This window comes from Azospirillum endophyticum (assembly GCF_016595245.1).
GTDB lineage: Bacteria > Pseudomonadota > Alphaproteobacteria > Azospirillales > Azospirillaceae > Azospirillum > Azospirillum endophyticum.
Window position 1 is genome coordinate 21,139 of record NZ_JAENHM010000057.1, and the last position, 17,692, is coordinate 38,830.

14 protein-coding genes are annotated in these 17,692 nt (G+C 69.7%); 4 read left to right on the top strand and 10 right to left on the bottom strand.

The genetic code is table 11. The annotated features are described in order from the left end of the window. Positions 1-36: 36 nt before the first annotated feature. From JHL17_RS18050 to trpB, 8 genes are all read right to left on the bottom strand, one after another. Positions 37-2,445, bottom strand: coding sequence for a tetratricopeptide repeat protein (locus JHL17_RS18050; protein WP_200195108.1), 2,409 nt, complete (start codon positions 2,443-2,445; stop codon positions 37-39). A 51-nt stretch (positions 2,446-2,496) separates the two neighbouring features. Beyond that, a complete protein-coding gene (locus JHL17_RS18055; protein ID WP_200195110.1) occupies positions 2,497-2,934 on the bottom strand; it encodes an IS1096 element passenger TnpR family protein in 438 nt (145 codons plus the stop codon). Positions 2,935-3,068: 134 nt separating this feature from the next. Beyond that, the gene (locus tag JHL17_RS18060; RefSeq protein WP_200195112.1) at positions 3,069-4,439 is read right to left on the bottom strand and encodes a bifunctional folylpolyglutamate synthase/dihydrofolate synthase; all 1,371 of its coding nucleotides are present in this window, start codon (positions 4,437-4,439) and stop codon (positions 3,069-3,071) included. Between the two features lie 34 nt (positions 4,440-4,473). After that, complete coding sequence (gene accD / locus JHL17_RS18065; RefSeq protein ID WP_200195114.1) at positions 4,474-5,511, bottom strand: acetyl-CoA carboxylase, carboxyltransferase subunit beta; 1,038 nt, start codon at positions 5,509-5,511, stop codon at positions 4,474-4,476. Then, positions 5,508-5,978: a hypothetical protein gene (locus tag JHL17_RS18070; RefSeq protein WP_200195116.1), complete on the bottom strand. Its 471-nt coding sequence runs from the start codon at positions 5,976-5,978 to the stop codon at positions 5,508-5,510. Before JHL17_RS18070 ends, accD begins: the two co-directional genes overlap by 4 nt. Next, entirely contained in the window at positions 5,975-6,472 is a 498-nt protein-coding gene (locus JHL17_RS18075; protein WP_200195118.1) for a hypothetical protein, read from the bottom strand. Before JHL17_RS18075 ends, JHL17_RS18070 begins: the two co-directional genes overlap by 4 nt. A 38-nt stretch (positions 6,473-6,510) precedes the next feature. Next, positions 6,511-7,359: a tryptophan synthase subunit alpha gene (trpA, locus tag JHL17_RS18080; protein ID WP_200195120.1), complete on the bottom strand. Its 849-nt coding sequence runs from the start codon at positions 7,357-7,359 to the stop codon at positions 6,511-6,513. Positions 7,360-7,379: 20 nt separating this feature from the next. Continuing rightward, positions 7,380-8,597, bottom strand: coding sequence for a tryptophan synthase subunit beta (gene trpB, locus JHL17_RS18085; RefSeq protein WP_200195122.1), 1,218 nt, complete (start codon positions 8,595-8,597; stop codon positions 7,380-7,382). A gap of 253 nt (positions 8,598-8,850) precedes the next feature. Between trpB and JHL17_RS18090 the strand changes: the two genes are divergently transcribed. Further along, entirely contained in the window at positions 8,851-9,723 is an 873-nt protein-coding gene (locus JHL17_RS18090; protein ID WP_200195124.1) for a response regulator, read from the top strand. Between the two features lie 44 nt (positions 9,724-9,767). On the opposite strand, the gene JHL17_RS18095 is transcribed toward JHL17_RS18090, so the two are convergent. Next, complete coding sequence (locus JHL17_RS18095; RefSeq protein ID WP_200195126.1) at positions 9,768-9,977, bottom strand: cold-shock protein; 210 nt, start codon at positions 9,975-9,977, stop codon at positions 9,768-9,770. Positions 9,978-10,421: 444 nt separating this feature from the next. Continuing rightward, positions 10,422-11,843 (bottom strand): sigma-54-dependent transcriptional regulator, encoded by a 1,422-nt coding sequence (locus JHL17_RS18100; protein ID WP_200195128.1) that lies wholly within the window; start codon positions 11,841-11,843, stop codon positions 10,422-10,424. 212 nt (positions 11,844-12,055) lie between these two features. Here JHL17_RS18100 and coaBC point away from each other — a divergent pair, with 212 nt between their 5' ends. The 3 genes from coaBC to JHL17_RS18115 all read left to right on the top strand — a co-directional run bounded on the left by coaBC (position 12,056) and on the right by JHL17_RS18115 (position 17,648). Further along, the gene (coaBC, locus tag JHL17_RS18105; protein WP_200195130.1) at positions 12,056-13,279 is read left to right on the top strand and encodes a bifunctional phosphopantothenoylcysteine decarboxylase/phosphopantothenate--cysteine ligase CoaBC; all 1,224 of its coding nucleotides are present in this window, start codon (positions 12,056-12,058) and stop codon (positions 13,277-13,279) included. Positions 13,280-13,321: 42 nt separating this feature from the next. Further along, positions 13,322-13,777 carry a dUTP diphosphatase gene (gene dut / locus JHL17_RS18110; RefSeq protein ID WP_200195132.1) on the top strand — a complete coding sequence of 152 codons (456 nt, stop codon included), beginning with the start codon at positions 13,322-13,324 and terminating at the stop codon, positions 13,775-13,777. 136 nt (positions 13,778-13,913) lie between these two features. Beyond that, positions 13,914-17,648: a hybrid sensor histidine kinase/response regulator gene (locus JHL17_RS18115; protein WP_200195134.1), complete on the top strand. Its 3,735-nt coding sequence runs from the start codon at positions 13,914-13,916 to the stop codon at positions 17,646-17,648. Positions 17,649-17,692: the final 44 nt, after the last annotated feature.

Consider the following 17,692-nt stretch of genomic DNA (forward strand, 5'->3'; position numbering starts at 1 on the left):
TCGGGCCGGCCATACGGACCATGGCCCCCGCCACCCTCAGGTCCCGCCGCCGCAGCACTTCTTGACCTTCTTTCCGGTGCCGAGCGGACATGGGTCGTTCCGGCCCAGCTTGGTCTTGAACATCGCCGGCAGAAGCTTCGGCCGGCCGGCGGCATCGCCGCCGATCTCATGGTAGAGGGCGACGTAATCGGCGATGAACTCGCCCGGCGTCGACCACCCCGCCGGCCGGCGGCAGGCCAGGCTGCCGCCGTGCTTCGCCCCCTCTACCAGCAGGCCGATGGCCTCTTCGGCACTCCCCCGGTATTCCGCAACCTGGGCGAGGCCGTAGTAGGCCTCGAGATAGGTCGGGTCGATCTCCAGGCAGCGGCGGAAATGCTGCTCGGCCGCCGTATACCGGCTGGCGTCGATGAACAGATTGCCGGCCGAGCGATGGGTTGCCGCATCGTCCGGATGGGCCGCGAAATGGTTCTCGTAGTCCTCGACGATGTCGGCGATCGACCGCCGGACACCGGCCTCGCTTTCGGCGTACCAGACCTTCAGGACCGACCAGCGCTCCCGGAAACGGAAGAGTTCCCAGCCTCCCGGGCGGAGCCCTTCGGCCTCCGCGCCGATGATGGCCAGGGCGTCCGGGGTGAAGTCGAAGTTCGATACGGCCCCGCAGGACGAGCAGGGGACGTCCTGGGCCAGAAAGGGCTTGGGGTCGGCCGGGTCGCTCGTGATCCAAATCCGCCGGATGTCGTAGGATGCGGTATGGCCGCAGGCCCGGCAGGCCAGGGGCAGGGACAGCGATGGGAACAGCGGCAGGGCATCGTCGCCGGTCTCTTCGCCTCGCAATGCCGCGGCCTGCCGCTTGGCCGCCTCGGCTTCGCGGCGCTCGACCCTGGCGACGAGGTCTTGGTGTTCCGGATCGCCGGCCCGTCCATGCAGCTTCGCCAGCACCACGAAGGCCCGGTCGATTTCCGGGACCTCCTCGCCGAGCCAGTCGCCCAGCAGGCGGTTCAGGGGTTCGGCATCCAGGACGGAGGCCGCCATCGCGACCCAATCCGCATCCTCGTCGACCAGCTCGGTGAAATGCTTCGCGATCAGGTCGGTTCCCGCTCCGGTGCCGAGCCGGGATGCCAGGCCGACCGCCGCGAGACACTGGTAGCCGCCCAGCCGGTCGAAATCGGCGTCCAAAGCCGCAATGGCCCGGTCGCCATAGCGCTCCAGGGCGGCTTCCGCGGCTTCCTGGCTGGGCTCGAACTCCCAGTCCAGGCCGGCGATCAACTCCGGCAGGAACTCGTCGTAGCCCAGCAGCCCCATCAGGACGGCGGCATGCCGACCGGCATAGGTGTCCTCGCCGCCGCGGGCGATCGCCGACAGCTTCGCCACCACCGTCTCGCGGGGAGCATCCTGCAGTGCCGGCAGCGCCGTTTCCAGGCCCGGCGGCAGGTCGATGTCGGCGGTGACGATCCTCCAGATCGTTTCCGGATCGGCCTGGGAGAGGTCCAGCCGCGGTTGCCACAGCGCCGTCAGAATCCCGCCGAGCCCGAAGACCTCGGCCCAGATCCGTTTTTCCTTCCAACCTTCCGGCTGCGGAATGCCCGCCTGCATCAGGGCGATGAAGTCATCCCAATGCCCCGGCGATTCGGCGGCTTCGGCGGGTCGCAGATGCTGCTCCAACAGCCGGACGGCCGTTCTGGCGTCATTCAGCGGAAGCCCCCGCAGGGCGTTGTCGATCTGGACCAGGGGGCCGTCGGGGTGGAAAAGCTCGCCGGCCAAGGGGGCGACGGTCTGGCGGGTGTGGCCGAGGGCGAAATCCCTGACGAAACCGATGCGGCTGGCATCGCCGAACAGCCATGTGCCGATTTGGACCAGGGCCTCGTGAAGCGGCTGATCGCCGGCAGCGGTCCGCCCGAGCCATTCGGTCGTCATCGCGATGCGGTCGGGATGCCGGGTCTTCAGGGCGGCCTCGGCCAGCATGGCGTGGTGCCAGACGGTGAAGCCCGAGCCGCGGTTCCTCCCGACGATGCCGGCAGCCGTCGTCAGCAGATCACGGGCATGGCCGCCGGCAAGATCGCGGAGGCCTTTGACGACGCCGAGCAGCTTCGGAACATCCGGCTCGACCGCTTCGGCGAGACCGGCGAGAAAGGTCCGGAACAGGGCGAGGGCGGCTTCCGGCCGGAACCGGGCGATCAGCGGGGCCGCCGACCCGGCCAGCGATCCGCTCCATCCCGGCCAACGCTCGGCCAGGAGATCGGCATGCGCAGCCCAGCGTTCCTCCGGCAGGTGCCGGAGGAACGCGGTCAGTTCGTCCCGGTCGAGGCCGTCGACGAGGCCGGCGAGGGCGGCCTCCGGCAGGACCGTGTCGAGAACCCGCTGCCGGATGGACGGCGACACCAGGTTGGTGTCGACGGCGACGTCGAGAGCCCAGCGGCGAAGCAGCGGGTCGTCGTGGAACTGCATGGCGAACCTCGGCATGGGTGAGGGAGGCGGGGCCGCGGCGGAGCGAAGGGTTCAGTCCTCCTCGCCGAAATCCGGATATTGGGGCGGGGCCTTGCCGACCGACGCGACCACCCTGGGATAGCGCTTGCGCGGTTCCCGCTTGCCCATGGCCAGGACCTCGACCCGGAACCGCCACTCGTCGCCATAGTCGAACAGGAAGGTCATCGCCTTCCTGACTCTCGGAAAGGCTTGGGCCACCGTCGTGTTCCGGACGCTGAGGGAGCCATCGCCCTCGCCCATGTCGGCGAAGAGTTCGTACCGGGGCTCGGCGTCGTAGATGTGGCCGGCGAGCTTGGGGAAGAACCCGAAGGCGTGGTCCAGGTCGAAGGCGTAGGCGCGGACGATGGCCGCGGCAAGATCGTAGAGGGAGCGGTCGCTCGGGATCTCGATGTCCCGGTAGAGATCGGGCTCAAGGGCGGCCCGGATGATGTGGGTGGGTGCTTCGACCATGCCGTGATCCTCCCATCTGTCTGGGGCCATCTGTCTCAGGCCATCTCTCTGGGGCCATCCGTCTGGAGGCGGTCCGCCTGCCTGTCGCCTCCGGTCTGCCGCATCCACGCCACGCGCAGGAAGCGGCCGCCTCCTCAGCCGTTCTCCGCCAGCACCGTACCGGCCAGATAGAGCGAGCCGCAGATCAGCACGCGCGCCGGCGTCCGCCGGCCGGCCACCAGATCGGCCAGGGCGGCGTCCACCCCATCGGCGGCGCCATGGTCGCGGATGCCGCAGAGCTTGGCGGTCTCGCAGGATTCCTCGGCGGTGAAGCTGGCCTCTTCGCCGGGGATCGCCACCGCGCGCAGGGAATGGGTGAAGGGGGCCAGCGGGCCGAGGAACTCGAACGGGTCCTTGCTGGACAGCATGCCATAGATCAGCAGCAGCGGCAGGGCCGGGTTGCCGTCCGATTGCCCGCGCGACCAGTCGACCGCCTGGCGGGCCAGAACCTCGCCCGCCGAGTCGTTGTGGCCGCCGTCCAGCCACAGCTCCCACCCCGGCGGCAGGCTCTCGGCCAGCGGACCCCGGGTCAGGCGCTGCAGCCGCGCCGGCCATTCGACGGCAGCGAGGCCGCGGCGCACCGCCTCGTCGTCCACCGCCAGCGGCAGATGGTCGAGACAGGCGATGGCGACGCCGGCGTTGGTGATCTGGTGGGCGCCGGCCAGTCCGGGCAGCGGCAGGTCGAGATGGCGCTTGGCGCTCTCGAAGCGGAAGCCGTTCGGCCGCTCCTCCACCGACCAGTCCTGGATCGGGGCGGCGATGGCGGTGGCGCGCAGTTTCAGCGCCTTCAGCGCGTCGGCCTCCGGTTGGGGGGCGAGGACCACCGGGACGCCGGGCTTGAAGATGCCGGCCTTCTCGCTGGCGATCTCCAGCAGCGAGTCGCCCAGGAACTGGCGGTGGTCGTAGGAGATGCGGGTGATCGCCGTCACCGCCGGCCGGTCCACCACGTTGGTGGCGTCGAGCCGTCCGCCCAACCCGGTTTCCAGCAGGACCACGTCGGCCGGCACGCGGGAGAAGGCGAGGAAGGCGGCGACCGTCGTCACCTCGAAGAAGGTGATCGGGTTGCCGGCGTTGGCGACTTCGCATTCCGCCAGCAGGGCGGCCAGATGCTCGTCGTCGATCAGCCGGCCACCCTGACTCGCGCCCAGCCGGATGCGCTCGTGGAAGCGCACGAGATGCGGCGAGGTGTAGACATGGACGCGATGGCCGGCCGCCTCCAGCATCGCGCGCAGGAAGGCGACCGTCGATCCCTTGCCGTTGGTGCCGGCGACATGGACCACCGGCGGCAGCTTCCGCTCCGGATGGTCCAGAGCCGCCAGCAACCGGCGCACCCGGTCCAGCGACAGGTCGATGACCTTGGGGTGAAGCCCCTTCAACCGGTCCAGCACCGGGTCGGACCGGCTGGCGGCCGGCCCGGTGGGCGGAGTGGCCAACGTCTGGGCCAACGGAAGGGAGGCGTCGGTCATGATCGTCTCTGCTGGAATGTCGAGGAACCGCCGGTCAGTCGTCGCCGGCCTGGACCGGCGCGGCCGGCTGGGCGGCGGGCGGCGTCGCGACCGGCTGGGCCGCCGTCGGCTGGGCGGCCGGCTGCGCAACCGGCTGTCCCGCCGGCTGGGGCAGCTGGGCCGGCTCGCCGTCGGCCGCCTGGGCGGCGGTCAGGTCGAGATCCTCCGGCTCCAGCGCATCGATGCGCGGGGTCATCAGCAGGCCGATGGTGCGGACCAGCGTCGGGCGCAGGTCGCGGCGGTGGACGACCATGTCGACCATGCCGTGCTCCAGCAGGTATTCGGAGCGCTGGAAGCCTTCCGGCAGGGTCTCGCGGATCGTGCTCTCGATCACGCGGGCGCCGGCGAAGCCGATCTGCGCGCCCTTCTCGGCGATGTGGATGTCGCCCAGCATGGCGAAGCTGGCGGTGACGCCGCCGGTGGTCGGGTCGGTCAGCACGACGATGTAGGGCAGGCCGGCTTCCTTGACCATCTCGACCGCGATGGTGGTGCGCGGCATCTGCATCAGCGACAGGATGCCTTCCTGCATGCGCGCCCCGCCCGAGGCGGGCACGACGATCAGCGGCGCGTTCTTCGCCACCGCCAGCCGGGCGGCGGTCAGCAACCCCTCGCCGACGGCGATGCCCATCGACCCGCCCATGAAGCCGAAGTCGAAGGCGGCGACCACGGCGGCATGGCCGCCGATGCGGCCCTCGCCGACGACGATGGCGTCGGTGCGGCCGGTCTTGGTCTGGGCTTCCTTCAGGCGGTCGGTGTAGCGCTTCTGGTCGCGGAACTTCAGCGGATCGGCGACCGACTTCGGCAGCTCGACGCCCTCATAGGCGCTGTCGTCGAACATCGTCTCCAGCCTCTTGACCGGACCGAGCCGCATGTGGAAGCCGCAATGCTGGCAGACGTGCAGGTTCTCTTCCAGCTCGCGGTGGAACAGCATCGACTCGCAGCTCGGGCATTTGTGCCAGAGGTTGTCGGGCACTTCCTTGCGGGCGTAGAGCGCGCGGATCTTGGGGCGGACGTAGTTGGTAAGCCAGTTCATGGAACGCCTTTCAACGACACGGCGATGCGCTCGATGTCCTTCGCGATCTCGGCCACATCAAGCGATTCCGTCAGGAGATCGCCGTGAGCGATCTTGTTGCGGGTTTCGTAAAGCTGTTTGGCGCGCTTGTAAACCGTCCCGCCCTTGTCGGTCAGCAGCGCCACGCGGTTCAGGAATGGGATGTTGCGAATGCGGTCGTCAGCGGCGTCGAGAATATCCCACGCCCGTCGCTGCTCCCAAGATGAGGAAGCTCGACGCTCACGGATCAATTCTTGGCAAAGGCGATTGATCTCAACCTCAAGCTGTCCGATCAATAATGCCAAATAGGCATTTGCATTCACTGCAATCAATCGATCTCGTTCTTGAACTCTCTCGGAGCTATCGGAATCATCAAGCGTCAGAGACCAATGTGGGATATATGTATTTGCAACCTCAAATGCAGTGACCACGTCCTTAAAGTGCTTCACTGTTCATCTCCAAGAGAAGAAAGAACCTCCCCTTCCTTCAAAAGCTCCAGGAATTTTTCCTTATTCCAAGGATCTATATCAATCTTCCAGTTTCCGTTTGTCCGGTATTTCCAGTCTGGATCACTTTCATCCGCGTCCGCTGCTTTTGCTAGAATCCGATCGCCAAACCGAGCTTTCCCAACAATGATGTTCACGCGTCCGCGGGTGAACAAGACCCATCTTCCATCCGGCTGAAACAGTAAAACCTGCTTGCCATTCCGCCGAATCTGTAGAAGAGGAATTTCGTAACCGGGAAGATTTAGAATTTTCAGCATGGACTCATGTCGGGAGAGCAACCGGGAGCGGTCGATTTCATAACCGCTCCCTTTGGGCAGCCAGCTGATTACCTCGTCATACAGCTCATCGACACGGCGCTTCCAGTCCGCAACTTCGGCCGCCGCCTCCTCGGGGGTGGGAAGCGGCGTCGGCTCGTCGTCAATGTCCAGATACGCCATGGCGATGTCTCCCGATCCCGATCACGTCTCCAATATAGTCACCCCTGCGCCGCGCGCACGCCCTTGGCCAGCTCGCCGACGAAGCCCAGGACGTCCTCGACCGTGCCCGGCTTGACCGTACCGGACGCGTCGAGACCATCGGCCAGACGGGTGACGATGGCGGAGCCGACCACCGCGGCGTCGGCGACGCGGGCGACCTCGGCGGCTTGGTCCGGCGTCTTGATGCCGAAGCCGACGGCGACCGGCAGGTCGGTGTGGCGCTTCAGCCGGGCGACCGCCGCGTCGATGGCGGTGTTCGAGGCGCTGGCGGTGCCGGTGATGCCGGCGATCGACACGTAATAGACGAAGCCCGAGGTGTTGCGCATCACCATGGGCATGCGCGCCTCGTCGGTGGTCGGCGTCGTCAGGCGGATGAAGCTGACGCCGGCCTTCAGCGCCGGGATGCACAGCTCCTCGTCCTCTTCCGGCGGCAGGTCGACGACGATCAGCCCGTCCACCCCGGCCTCGCGCGCGGCGGCCAGAAAGGGCTCCACCCCATAGGCGTGGATCGGGTTGAAATAGCCCATCAGGATGATCGGCGTGTCGGCATCCAGCTTGCGGAAGCCGCGGACCATCTCCAGCGTCCTGCGCACCGTCATCCCAGCCTTCAGCGCCCGCAGCGAGGAGGCCTGGATCGCCGGGCCGTCGGCCATCGGATCGGTGAAGGGCATGCCCAGCTCGATCAGGTCGGCGCCGGCGGCCGGCAGGCCGTTCAGCAGTCCTTGCGACACGGCGGGATCGGGGTCGCCGGCGGTGATGAAGGTGACCAGGCCGGCACGCCCCTCCGCCTTCAGCGCGGCAAAACGGCGGGCGATGCGGCCGTCGGCCAGGACGTCGGCAGGCTTCATGTCGGCACTCTCCACGGCGCTCACAGTTCCACTCCCAGATGCTTGGCGACGGAGAAGATGTCCTTGTCGCCGCGGCCCGACAGGCACAGCACCATCAGGTGCTCCTTGGGCAGGTTCGGTGCGCGCTTGATCACCTCGGCGAGGCCGTGGGCGGATTCCAGCGCCGGGATGATGCCCTCGGTGCGGGCGCAGAGCTGGAAGGCGTCCAGCGCTTCCTGGTCGGTGGCGTAGGCGTATTCGACGCGGCCCACGTCATGCAGCCAGCTGTGCTCCGGCCCGATGCCGGGATAGTCGAGTCCGGCGGAGATCGAGTGGCCTTCCAGGATCTGGCCGTCCTCGTCCTGCAGCAGGTAGGTGCGGTTGCCGTGCAGCACGCCGGGACGGCCGCCGTTGATCGAGGCGGCATGGTCGAGCGGCCCCTTCTCGATGCCGCGCCCGGCGGCCTCGACGCCGACCATCTGCACCGTAGGCTCGTCGAGGAAGGGGTGGAACAGGCCGATGGCGTTCGACCCGCCGCCGACGCAGGCGACCAGGCTATCGGGCAGGCGGCCTTCCAGCTCCTGCATCTGGGTGCGCACCTCGTCGCCGATCACCGACTGGAAGTCGCGCACCATGGCGGGATACGGGTGCGGGCCGGCGGCGGTGCCGATGATGTAGAAGGTGTCGGCGACGTTGGTGACCCAGTCGCGCAGCGCCTCGTTCATCGCGTCCTTCAGCGTGCCGCTGCCCGAGGTGACGGCGCGGACCTCGGCGCCCAGCAGCTTCATGCGGAAGACGTTGGGCTGCTGGCGGGCGATGTCGGTCTCGCCCATGTAGATGACGCAGGGCATGTCGTAGAGCGCGCAGACCGTCGCGGTCGCCACGCCATGCTGGCCGGCGCCCGTCTCGGCGATGATGCGGGTCTTGCCCATGCGCCGGGCCAGCAGGATCTGGCCGATGCAGTTGTTGATCTTGTGCGCGCCGGTGTGGTTCAGCTCCTCGCGCTTGAAGTAGACCTTGGCCCCGCCCAGCCGTTCGGTCAGGCGTTCGGCATAGTAGAGCGGGTTGGGGCGGCCGACATACTGCTTGAGCTGCTGGCGCATCTCGCCTTCGAAGGCGGGATCGGCGCGCGCGTCGCGATAGGCCTTCTCGACCTCCAGGATCAGGGGCATCAGCGTCTCGGCGACGAAGCGGCCGCCGAAAATGCCGAAATGCCCGCGCTCGTCGGGACCGGAGCGGTAGGTGTTCAGTTTGGTCATCGTCTGCGGCACTGCCTGAAGTCGAAGGGAAGCTGGGATCGTGAAGGCTCGGTCCTGCGGGCGGCATTTTCCGGTGCCGGCACCGGCCAAGCGCGTCACCATACCGGCGGGACGCGCCGATTTGAAGCGCCGGGCCGCCGAACTCCACGAAATCGGCCCGTCCGCATCCATTCCGCAAAGATGGAGCGGGGCTTTGCAGGGACAAGACCGAGCCCTTACACTGGCGCCTCCTTCATTGCGGAGCCTCCTTCCGATGACGCAGCGGACGCCGCCGTCGCTTCTCCCCACGGCCCCCCGGCCCACGGACCGCCAACAGGCGCCCTGCCGGATTCTGGTGGTGGAGGACAGCCCGCTGAACCAGATGCTGGTCACCGCCATCCTGGCCCAGGCCGGATACCGTGCCGACACCGCCGCCAACGGGCTGGAGGCGGTGATGGCGGCGCAGGCCGGCGGCTATGACCTGATCCTGATGGACCTGTCGATGCCGGAGATGGACGGGCTGACCGCCACCCGCCTGCTGCGCGACCTGCCGGGTCCGGCCGGCCGGGTGCCGGTGATCGCCATGACCGCCGATACCGACGACGCCGACCGCGTCCGCTGCCGGCACGCCGGCATGAACGACCATGTCGCCAAGCCGGTCGACCGGCTGCTGCTGCTGGAGACGGTGGAGACGTGGCTGCGCGCGCCGTCGCCATCGCCCGAAGCGTCGGCCGGCTTCGGCCCCTGCTCCCAGGCGGCCCCGGCGGCGGCGGGGGAGGTTCTGGACCTGGAGGTGCTGGCCCAGCTGGCCCAGGATCTGGATGCCGAGCTGCTGGCCGACGTGCTGCGGCAATTCGTCGAGGAGACGCGGGAACGGGTGGCGCGCATCGCGGAGGAGACCGACCGCGCCGTCCTGGCGCGCGAGGCGCACACGCTGAAAAGCACCGCCGGGACCTTCGGTGCCCTCGCCCTGTGCGGCGCCGCCCGCGCGCTGGAGATGGCGTGCCGGACCTCCGCGGCGGATGGGGACCGAACGGAAGCGGAGGGAGACGGGGCGGCGGACGCGGTGGAGGGGCTGCGCGGCGAGATTCCCCGGCTGGCCGGGGAGGTCGTCGCGGCCTACCGCGCCGCCGGGTATCCGGTATGAGCGTCCGGCCCGAGGGGCCGGTTCATCAAGTCAGCGCGGATCCGTCACTCGACGACGCTGATGTTCACCGCCGAATCCTTGCCGTTGTCGCCGCGCTCCACCTCGAACTGGACGCGCTGGCCTTCCGACAGCGCATGCAGGCCGGAGCGCTGGACCGCGGTGATGTGCACGAAGATGTCCTTCGAACCGGCTTCCGGCGCGATGAAGCCGTAACCCTTGGTGGTATTGAACCATTTCACGGTGCCGTTGGTCATGAGCCTCCCCCTTAGTCACTGCAAGACTGGTCTTTGCAACAAGATGGGTCCGGGATCGCCGACATCGGCTGCGCCATAAAGCCTGCCGGGCAAGCGGAACCAAGACAATGTGGGGCGAGGCTAGCCGCATGCTGTGGTTGCGGGCAATTCCATCTCACGGCATAGGACCAACGACGGCCAAGCCGGGAGTGGAATTACGACCAAGGCGACGGCGTTTTATCGAAGAGTATTAGCCCGTTTCTTGCCGTGTTCCGGGAGCCGGGGCAGGCTCCTTGCCGAAATAAAGGGTTAGAGCGCGTCGAACGGAAAGGATCCGAAGCGCGAACCCGATCGCCGGACGAGGCTACAGCTTCGTGCGTTTAATATGAAATGCACGAAGCTGTAGCTCTATGTTTGGCGATCGGATTCACGCTCCAAATCGATTCCGATTTTACGCGATCCGATCTAAAGCTTTCCCTCGGCCTGCCAGGCGAGGCGTTTGCGGTAGATCGTCGAGGCGCTGATCTGCAGCAGGGCGGCGGCGCGCGGGATGTTGCCGTCGCAGGCGGTGATGGCGTCCTCGATGGCGTCCTTCTCGACCTCCCACAGCGGCTTGATCGAGTCCGGCGTGAGCGGGACATGCGGGCGCGGGACCGGGAGGGCGCCGGCCGGCGCGGCGCCGGCCGCGGCGGCGACCGGCACCGGCTGCGGCGTGCCGAGCGGCGGCGGCAGCATTTCCGGCGTCACCGTGTCGCCGTCATGCAGGACGGTGACGATGCGCACGACGTTCTGCAGCTGGCGGACGTTGCCCGGCCAGTGGTAATGGCGCAGCGCCTGTTCGGTTTCGGGGGAGAAGCGGGTGAAGCCCTTCTTCTCCTCCTTGGCGAATTCCGCCATGTAATGGCGGGCGATCTCCAGCACGTCGTCCTCGCGCTCGCGCAGCGGCGGCAGGTGGATGGGGATGACGTGCAGACGGTAATAGAGATCCTCGCGGAACCGCCCCTCCTCCACCTCGCGCAGGGGGTCGCGGTTGGTGGCGCAGACGATGCGCAGGTCGACCTTCTCCAGCTTCGACCCGCCGACGGGGGTGAAGGTGCCGGTCTGGATGAAGCGGAGCAGCTTGGTCTGGAGGTCGGGCGCCAGCTCGCAGATCTCGTCCAGGAACAGGGTGCCGCCGTCGGCGCGCGCCGCCGCGCCCTCGCGGTCGGCCACCGCCCCGGTGAAGCTGCCCTTCATGTGGCCGAAGATCTCGCTTTCCATGAGATCCTTCGGGATGGCGCCGCAGTTGATCGCGATGAAGGGCTTCGAGGCCCGCTGGCTCTGGCGGTGGATCGCCTCGGCGCAGACCTCCTTACCGGTACCGGATTCGCCGGTGATGAAGACGGTGGCGCGCGACGAGGCGGCGCTGTCGACGATGCGGTAGACCGCCTGCATCGCCAGCGACGAGCCGATGAAGCCGTGGTAGCGGGCGCGGTTCAGGTCCTTCTCGAAGGTATCGACCAGCTGGGCCAGCCGCAGCCGCTCCATCGCGTTGCGGACGGTCACCACCAGCCGGTCGGCCGAGAAGGGCTTCACCAGGAAATCATAGGCGCCGTAGCGCATCGCCTCCACCGCCGCCTTCACCGAGCCGTGGGCGGTGATGACGATGACGGCGCAGGGCAGCGCCTGGGCGTCGATGCGTTTCAGCACCTCCATCCCGTTCATGTCCGGCAGCTGCAAGTCCAGCAGCACCACCATCGGCGCGCCGCCGTTCAGCTGCGCCAGCGCGTCGGCCCCGGTCTCCACCGAGATGACGGCGTGCGCTTCCTTTTTCAGGTATTCCGCATAGACACGGGCCAGCGAGGGCGTGTCTTCGATCAGCAGGACGGGGATGGAACCGGACGGCATGCTATCGGCAACACGCGAGAGATGGTGGCGGGACGGCTCTTATTGTCTAACAGATAATTCTGAAAATCCTACTCCTACGCGCATGCCCGCGCCGGCCGGCGCGTCGAAATCGCTTCCGGAGCGCAACCGGCGCCGCCCCGCCGCTTGCCGGGGACGGCGCGATGAACTATCAGCAGCGAAGACGACACCGGGGTCGGGAAGAGGGGGTTCGCATGGCCGATCACGCCATTCTGGCCGGCAAGCGCGTGCTGCTGGTCATCGCCGGCGGCATCGCCGCCTACAAGAGCCTGGACCTGATCCGCCGCCTGCGCGAGCGCGGGGCGACGGTCCGCGCGGTGCTGACCGAGGCCGGCGCCCGCTTCGTCACGCCGTTGTCGGTACAGGCGCTGACCGAGGATACCGTCTACCGCGACCTGTGGTCGCTGACCGACGAGTCGGAGATGGGCCACATCCGCCTGTCGCGCGAGGCCGACCTGCTGGTGGTGGCGCCGGCCACCGCCAATTTGCTGGCGCGCATGGCCGCCGGCATGGCCGACGATCTGGCCGCCACCGTGCTGCTGGCCACCGACAAGCCGGTGCTGGTCGCCCCGGCGATGAATGTGCGCATGTGGCGGAACGAAGCGACGCAGGCCAACATGGCCCTGCTGGAAAGCCGCGGCATGCGGCGGGTCGGCCCCAACGACGGGGTGATGGCCTGCAACGAGTACGGCCCCGGCCGCATGGCCGAGCCGATGGAGATCGTCGACGCCATCGCCGGCTTCTTCGCGGAGGAGGCGCACCGTCCCCTCGCCGGGCGGCGCGCCATCGTCACCAGCGGCCCGACGCACGAGCCGATCGACCCGGTGCGCTACATCGCCAACCGCTCGTCGGGCAAGCAGGGGCACGCCATCGCCGCGGCGCTGGCGACGCTGGGCGCCGACGTGACGCTGGTCAGCGGCCCGACCCGCCTGCCCGACCCGCCCGGCTGCACGGTCGTCGCCATCGAGACGGCACGCGAGATGCTGGCGGCCTGCGCGGCGGCGCTGCCCGCCGACATCGCGGTGTGCGCGGCGGCGGTGGCGGACTGGCGGGTCGACGGCGCGTCGGACCGCAAGCTGAAGAAGGACGGCGGCCGCCCGCCGTCCCTCGCCCTGACCGAGAACCCGGACATCCTCGCCACCCTGTCGCGGCCCGGCGAAGGCCGCCCGGCGCTGGTGGTCGGCTTCGCGGCGGAGACCGGCGACGTGCTGGCCTATGCCACCGCCAAGCGCGCCCGCAAGGGCTGCGACTGGATCGTCGCCAACGACGTCTCTCCCGGCACCGGCACCTTCGGCGGCAGCGACAACACCGTCCACCTGATCCGCGCCGACGGCGTCGAATCCTGGCCGACCATGGCCAAGGACGCCGTCGCCGCCCGGCTGGCCGAGGCGGTGGCGGAGCATTTCGCAGGGAAGTAGCGTCTACCTCCCCCATCCGCCGTCTCACACAGGAGTCACTGCATGCCCCCCACCGTCGCCTTCCTCCGCCTGCCCGGCAACGACGACCTGCCGCTGCCGTCCTACGCCACGGAGGGAGCCGCGGGGTTCGACCTGCGTGCGGCGGTGCCGGCGGACGAGCCCGTCCTGCTGGCGCCGGGCCGGCGGCTGCTGGTGCCGACCGGCTTCGCCGTCGGGCTGCCGGCGGGATGGGAGATGCAGATCCGGCCGCGCTCCGGGCTGGCGGTGAAGAACGGCGTCACGGTGCTGAACACGCCGGGCACCGTCGATTGCGACTATCGCGGGCCGGTCGGCGTCTGCCTGATCAATCTGGGGGACGAGCCCTTCGCCATCGCCCGCGGCGACCGCATCGCCCAGGCGGTGATCGCTCCGGCCCCCCAGGCGGCGCTGGTCGAGGTCGAGGCGCTGGACGACACGGCGCGCGGGACGGGCGGTTTCGGCTCCACCGGCGTGGCCTGACACCCCGAGATCCCACCCTCTGTGCGACTTTCTATGTCATGATCGGCGCACCGATGCGGGTATGACGCGGCCGGCGGAGTCCCGATCCAGCATGATCGGCCCAGCGCCATCGGCTGCGGCGGACGAGGGGGTGGGCATGTCGAGTCCCCGGCGGAGCGTGGCGTTCCGCATCCTGGCGGGATTGACGGTCATCGGCGGGCTGGCCGCGGCGACCGGCGGCGTCGCCGTCTCGCTGTTCTCGCGCTTCCACCAGGGCTACGAGCAGATCGCCACCGCCAAGGTGCCGGGGCTGGTCGCCGCCGCCCAGCTGGTGCAGCAGAGCGGCGCCGTCGCCGCCATCGCCCCTGCCCTGATCGCCGCCCAGGACCAGACCGCGCGCGAGGCGGTGATGGCGCGGATGGGCGATCGGATCGTCCGGCTGGAAGAGCTGATGGCGCGGCTGATCGCCCATGGCGGCGCCGTGCGCCACGCCGGCCCGGCTGCCGGCGACGGAATGGGGAACGGCAAGACCGAGACCGAAACCGGCTGGGCCGATCTGGCCGAACTGGACCGCCGCAAGAACGAGCTGGTCGGCACGCTGCTGACCCTGAACGCCCAGGTCCGGCAGCAGCTGTCCCTGATCGCCGAGACCAACGCCCGCGCCCAGGCGCTGGCCACCCTGGCCGGACGGCTGGGTGCCGCCGAGTCGCAGGAGGCCGATGCCCCCTGGCACATGGAGCTGCGGTCCGGCCTGCCGGACGCCGAGGCGACCGAACGCGGCCGCGAGGCGCTGGACCGCTGGCGCCGCGAGCTGGCCGGGGCGGCGACCACGCTGCTGGCGGCGGCGCGGGCCGAGCGCGACGGTCAGCTGGACCGCTTCCAGGCCGACGCCCGCATTGCGCTGGACAATGCCGCCGAGGCGCTGGCCCTCTTGCCGGCCGACCAGGCCGCCCGGCTGGAGCCGCTGCAGCGCGAACTGGTCGAGCAGGCCTTCGGCCGCTCCCCCCTGTTCGCGTTGCGCGAGGCGGAGCTGTCGCTGCAGCGGGCGATCAAGCGGTCGGCCGCGCGCAACCAGGCGGTTTCGGACCAGCTGGTCGGCATCGTGTCCGCCTATTTCCTGGCGGTGGAGCAGGACGTCGCCCGGCGGTCGGCCGAGTTCGAGCGGGTGATCCGCGACGGCGAACGGGCGGTGGTCGCCATGGCCGTGCTGTCGATCCTGGGGGCCGCCGCCATCTTCGCCTACATCCACCGCAACGTGGTGGCGCGGCTGCGCCGGCTGCGCAGCGCGATGCAGGCGGTGGTGACGGCGGATCCGGCGGCGATGCCCCATCTGGACCTGCCCGCCGCCACCCCGGCCGGCAGCCGGGACGAGATCGGCGAGATGGCCCGTGCGCTGGCCTATTTCGTCGACACCATCCGCGCCCGCGAATGCGCGCTGGCCGAAAGCGAACGCCGGCTGCGCACCATCCTGGAACAGAGCCCGGTCGGCGTCTCCATCGGCCGCGCCGACGGCACCGTCGCCTTCGCCAACGCCCGTGCCGCCGAGCTGGCCGGCCGTCCGCCGGAGGACTTCGTCGGCAGCCGCCACGCGCTGGCCCTGCCCGGTGCCAGCATCAGCCGGGGCGGAACCGGCCAGCAATGGGATGCCGGGAACGGCGGCGTCCTGGTGCGCGATGCCGAGGTGGCCGTCGACCGCCCCGACGGCAGCCGGGTCTGGGCCCTGCAGACGCTCCAGCGCACCAGCTTCGAGGGCGAGCCGGCGGTGCTGGCCTGGAGCTACGACATCACCGCGCGCAAGCAGGCGGAGGAGGCGCTGCGCGCCGCCAAGGAGCAGGCGGAGGTCGCCGCCCGGTCGAAGGCGGAGTTCCTGGCGACGATGAGCCACGAGATCCGCACGCCGATGAACGGCGTGCTGGGCATGCTGGAGCTGACGGCGCTGACCGCGCTGGACGAGGAGCAGCGGACCCTGGTCTCCACCATGCGGGACAGCGGGGCGGCGCTGCTGCGGATCATCGACGACATTCTGGATCTGTCGAAGATCGAGGCCGGAAAGCTGGAGCTGGAAGAGATCGATCTGTGCCCGGCCGAACTGGTGGAAGGGGTGGCGGATCTGCTGGCCCCCCAGGCCCACCAGAAGGGGCTGGCGCTGATCTGCGACATCGACCGGTCGGTGCCGGAGCGGCTGGGCGGCGATCCCGGGCGGCTGCGCCAGATCCTGTTCAACCTGGCCGGCAACGCCATCAAGTTCACCGACCGGGGCCGGGTGGTGCTGCGCGTCCGTGCCGATCGGGCGGTCCTCTCCGACCATGTCGGCCTGCACGTATCGGTCGAGGACAGCGGCATCGGCATCGGACCGGAAGGGCAGGCCCGGCTGTTCCAGCCCTTCAGCCAGGCCGACAGTTCCACCACCCGCCGCTTCGGCGGCACCGGGCTGGGCCTGGCGATCTGCACCCGGCTGATCGAGCGGATGGGCGGGCGCATCGGCGTCTCTTCCGTACCCGGCCGGGGGTCGATCTTCTGGTTCACGGTGGAGTTGCCGCGCATGGCCGGAACCGCGCCCGCGTCCGCTTCCCCGGCGCCGCTGGCCGGCCTGTCGGTCCTGGTCGCCGACGGGGACGAGGCGCAGAGCGCCGTGCTGGCCCGCTATCTGGAGCAGGCCGGGGCGACGGTGGCGACCGCCGCCACGGTGGCCGATGCCGCATCGAAGCTGGGGCACGGCGGCGTCGGACTGCTGGTGACCGCCACGGCGCTGGCCGGAGGACTGGAAGCGGCGGCCGGCGCCTGCGACCCCGCCCTGCCCCGGCTTCTGCTGGCCGACGGACGGGCGGGCGCCGCCGCGGTCGCCTCGCCCCACACGCCGGCGGGAGTGCCGACGGGGCCGGTGGCGGGGCTGATGCAGCCGGTCCATCGCGCCGCGCTGGTCCGTGCCGCCGCCATCCTGACCGGCCGCATCGCGCCGGATGCGGCAGAAGCCGTTCGGGGCGCGCCCCTGCCGGCGCCGACCCCGGCCGGCGGCCTGGAGGGGGCGGGGGAGGCGGACGGGCAGCCGGAGCCCCCTGCCCCGGATCCCATCCTGGTGGCGGAGGACCATCCCACCAACCAGCAGGTCATCCTGCGCCAGCTGCGCCGGCTGGGCTACCGGGCGGAACTGGCGGCCGACGGCGAACAGGCGCTGGCGGCCTGGCGCGGCGGCCGGCACCGGCTGGTCATCACCGACTGCCACATGCCGGCGATGGACGGCTACGAGCTGGCCCGCCGCATCCGGGCGGAAGAGGACGGACGGCGGCGCAACCCCATCGTCGCCATGACCGCCAACGCTCTGTCCGGCGAGATGGAGCGCTGCCTGGCCGCCGGCATGGACGATTACCTCGCCAAGCCGGTGACCCTGGCCCAGCTCTCCCGCGTCCTGGCCCGCTGGGCGGACGCCCCGCCTGACGTCCCCATGGCCGATATGCCCCTGCCGGCGGCGCCTGCCGCCGCCGAGCCTGCGATCGAAGAAACGCTTCCGGTCCTCGACCTCGACCATGTGCGGGAGACCTTCGGCGACACCGGGAAGGGCGGCCTGGATGCCGGGACACTCGACATGATGGACTTCTTCATCGAGACGACGCGGCCAACGCTGGAGCGGGTGCGGCAGGCGCTGGACTCCGGCGACATGGAAGAGGCGCGGGCCGCCGCCCATGCGGTCGCCGGAGCGGCGCGCACCGCGGGGGCGCGGGCGCTGGCCGCCGCCTGCACCGCGCTCGAACGCGCCGTCCTGGAGGCGCGCGCATCGGATGCCGCGCGGCATGCCGATGCGATGGCAGCGGCCTTCCCGAAGGTCGAAAAAGCGATCCACGACCTGCGCCACACGAAAGAGACGGTACCCAGCCCGGAAGAGAGCATGGCGTAACCGGACGTGTCGGAGCGAAATCTACCTGGGCGGGAGAGGAATTT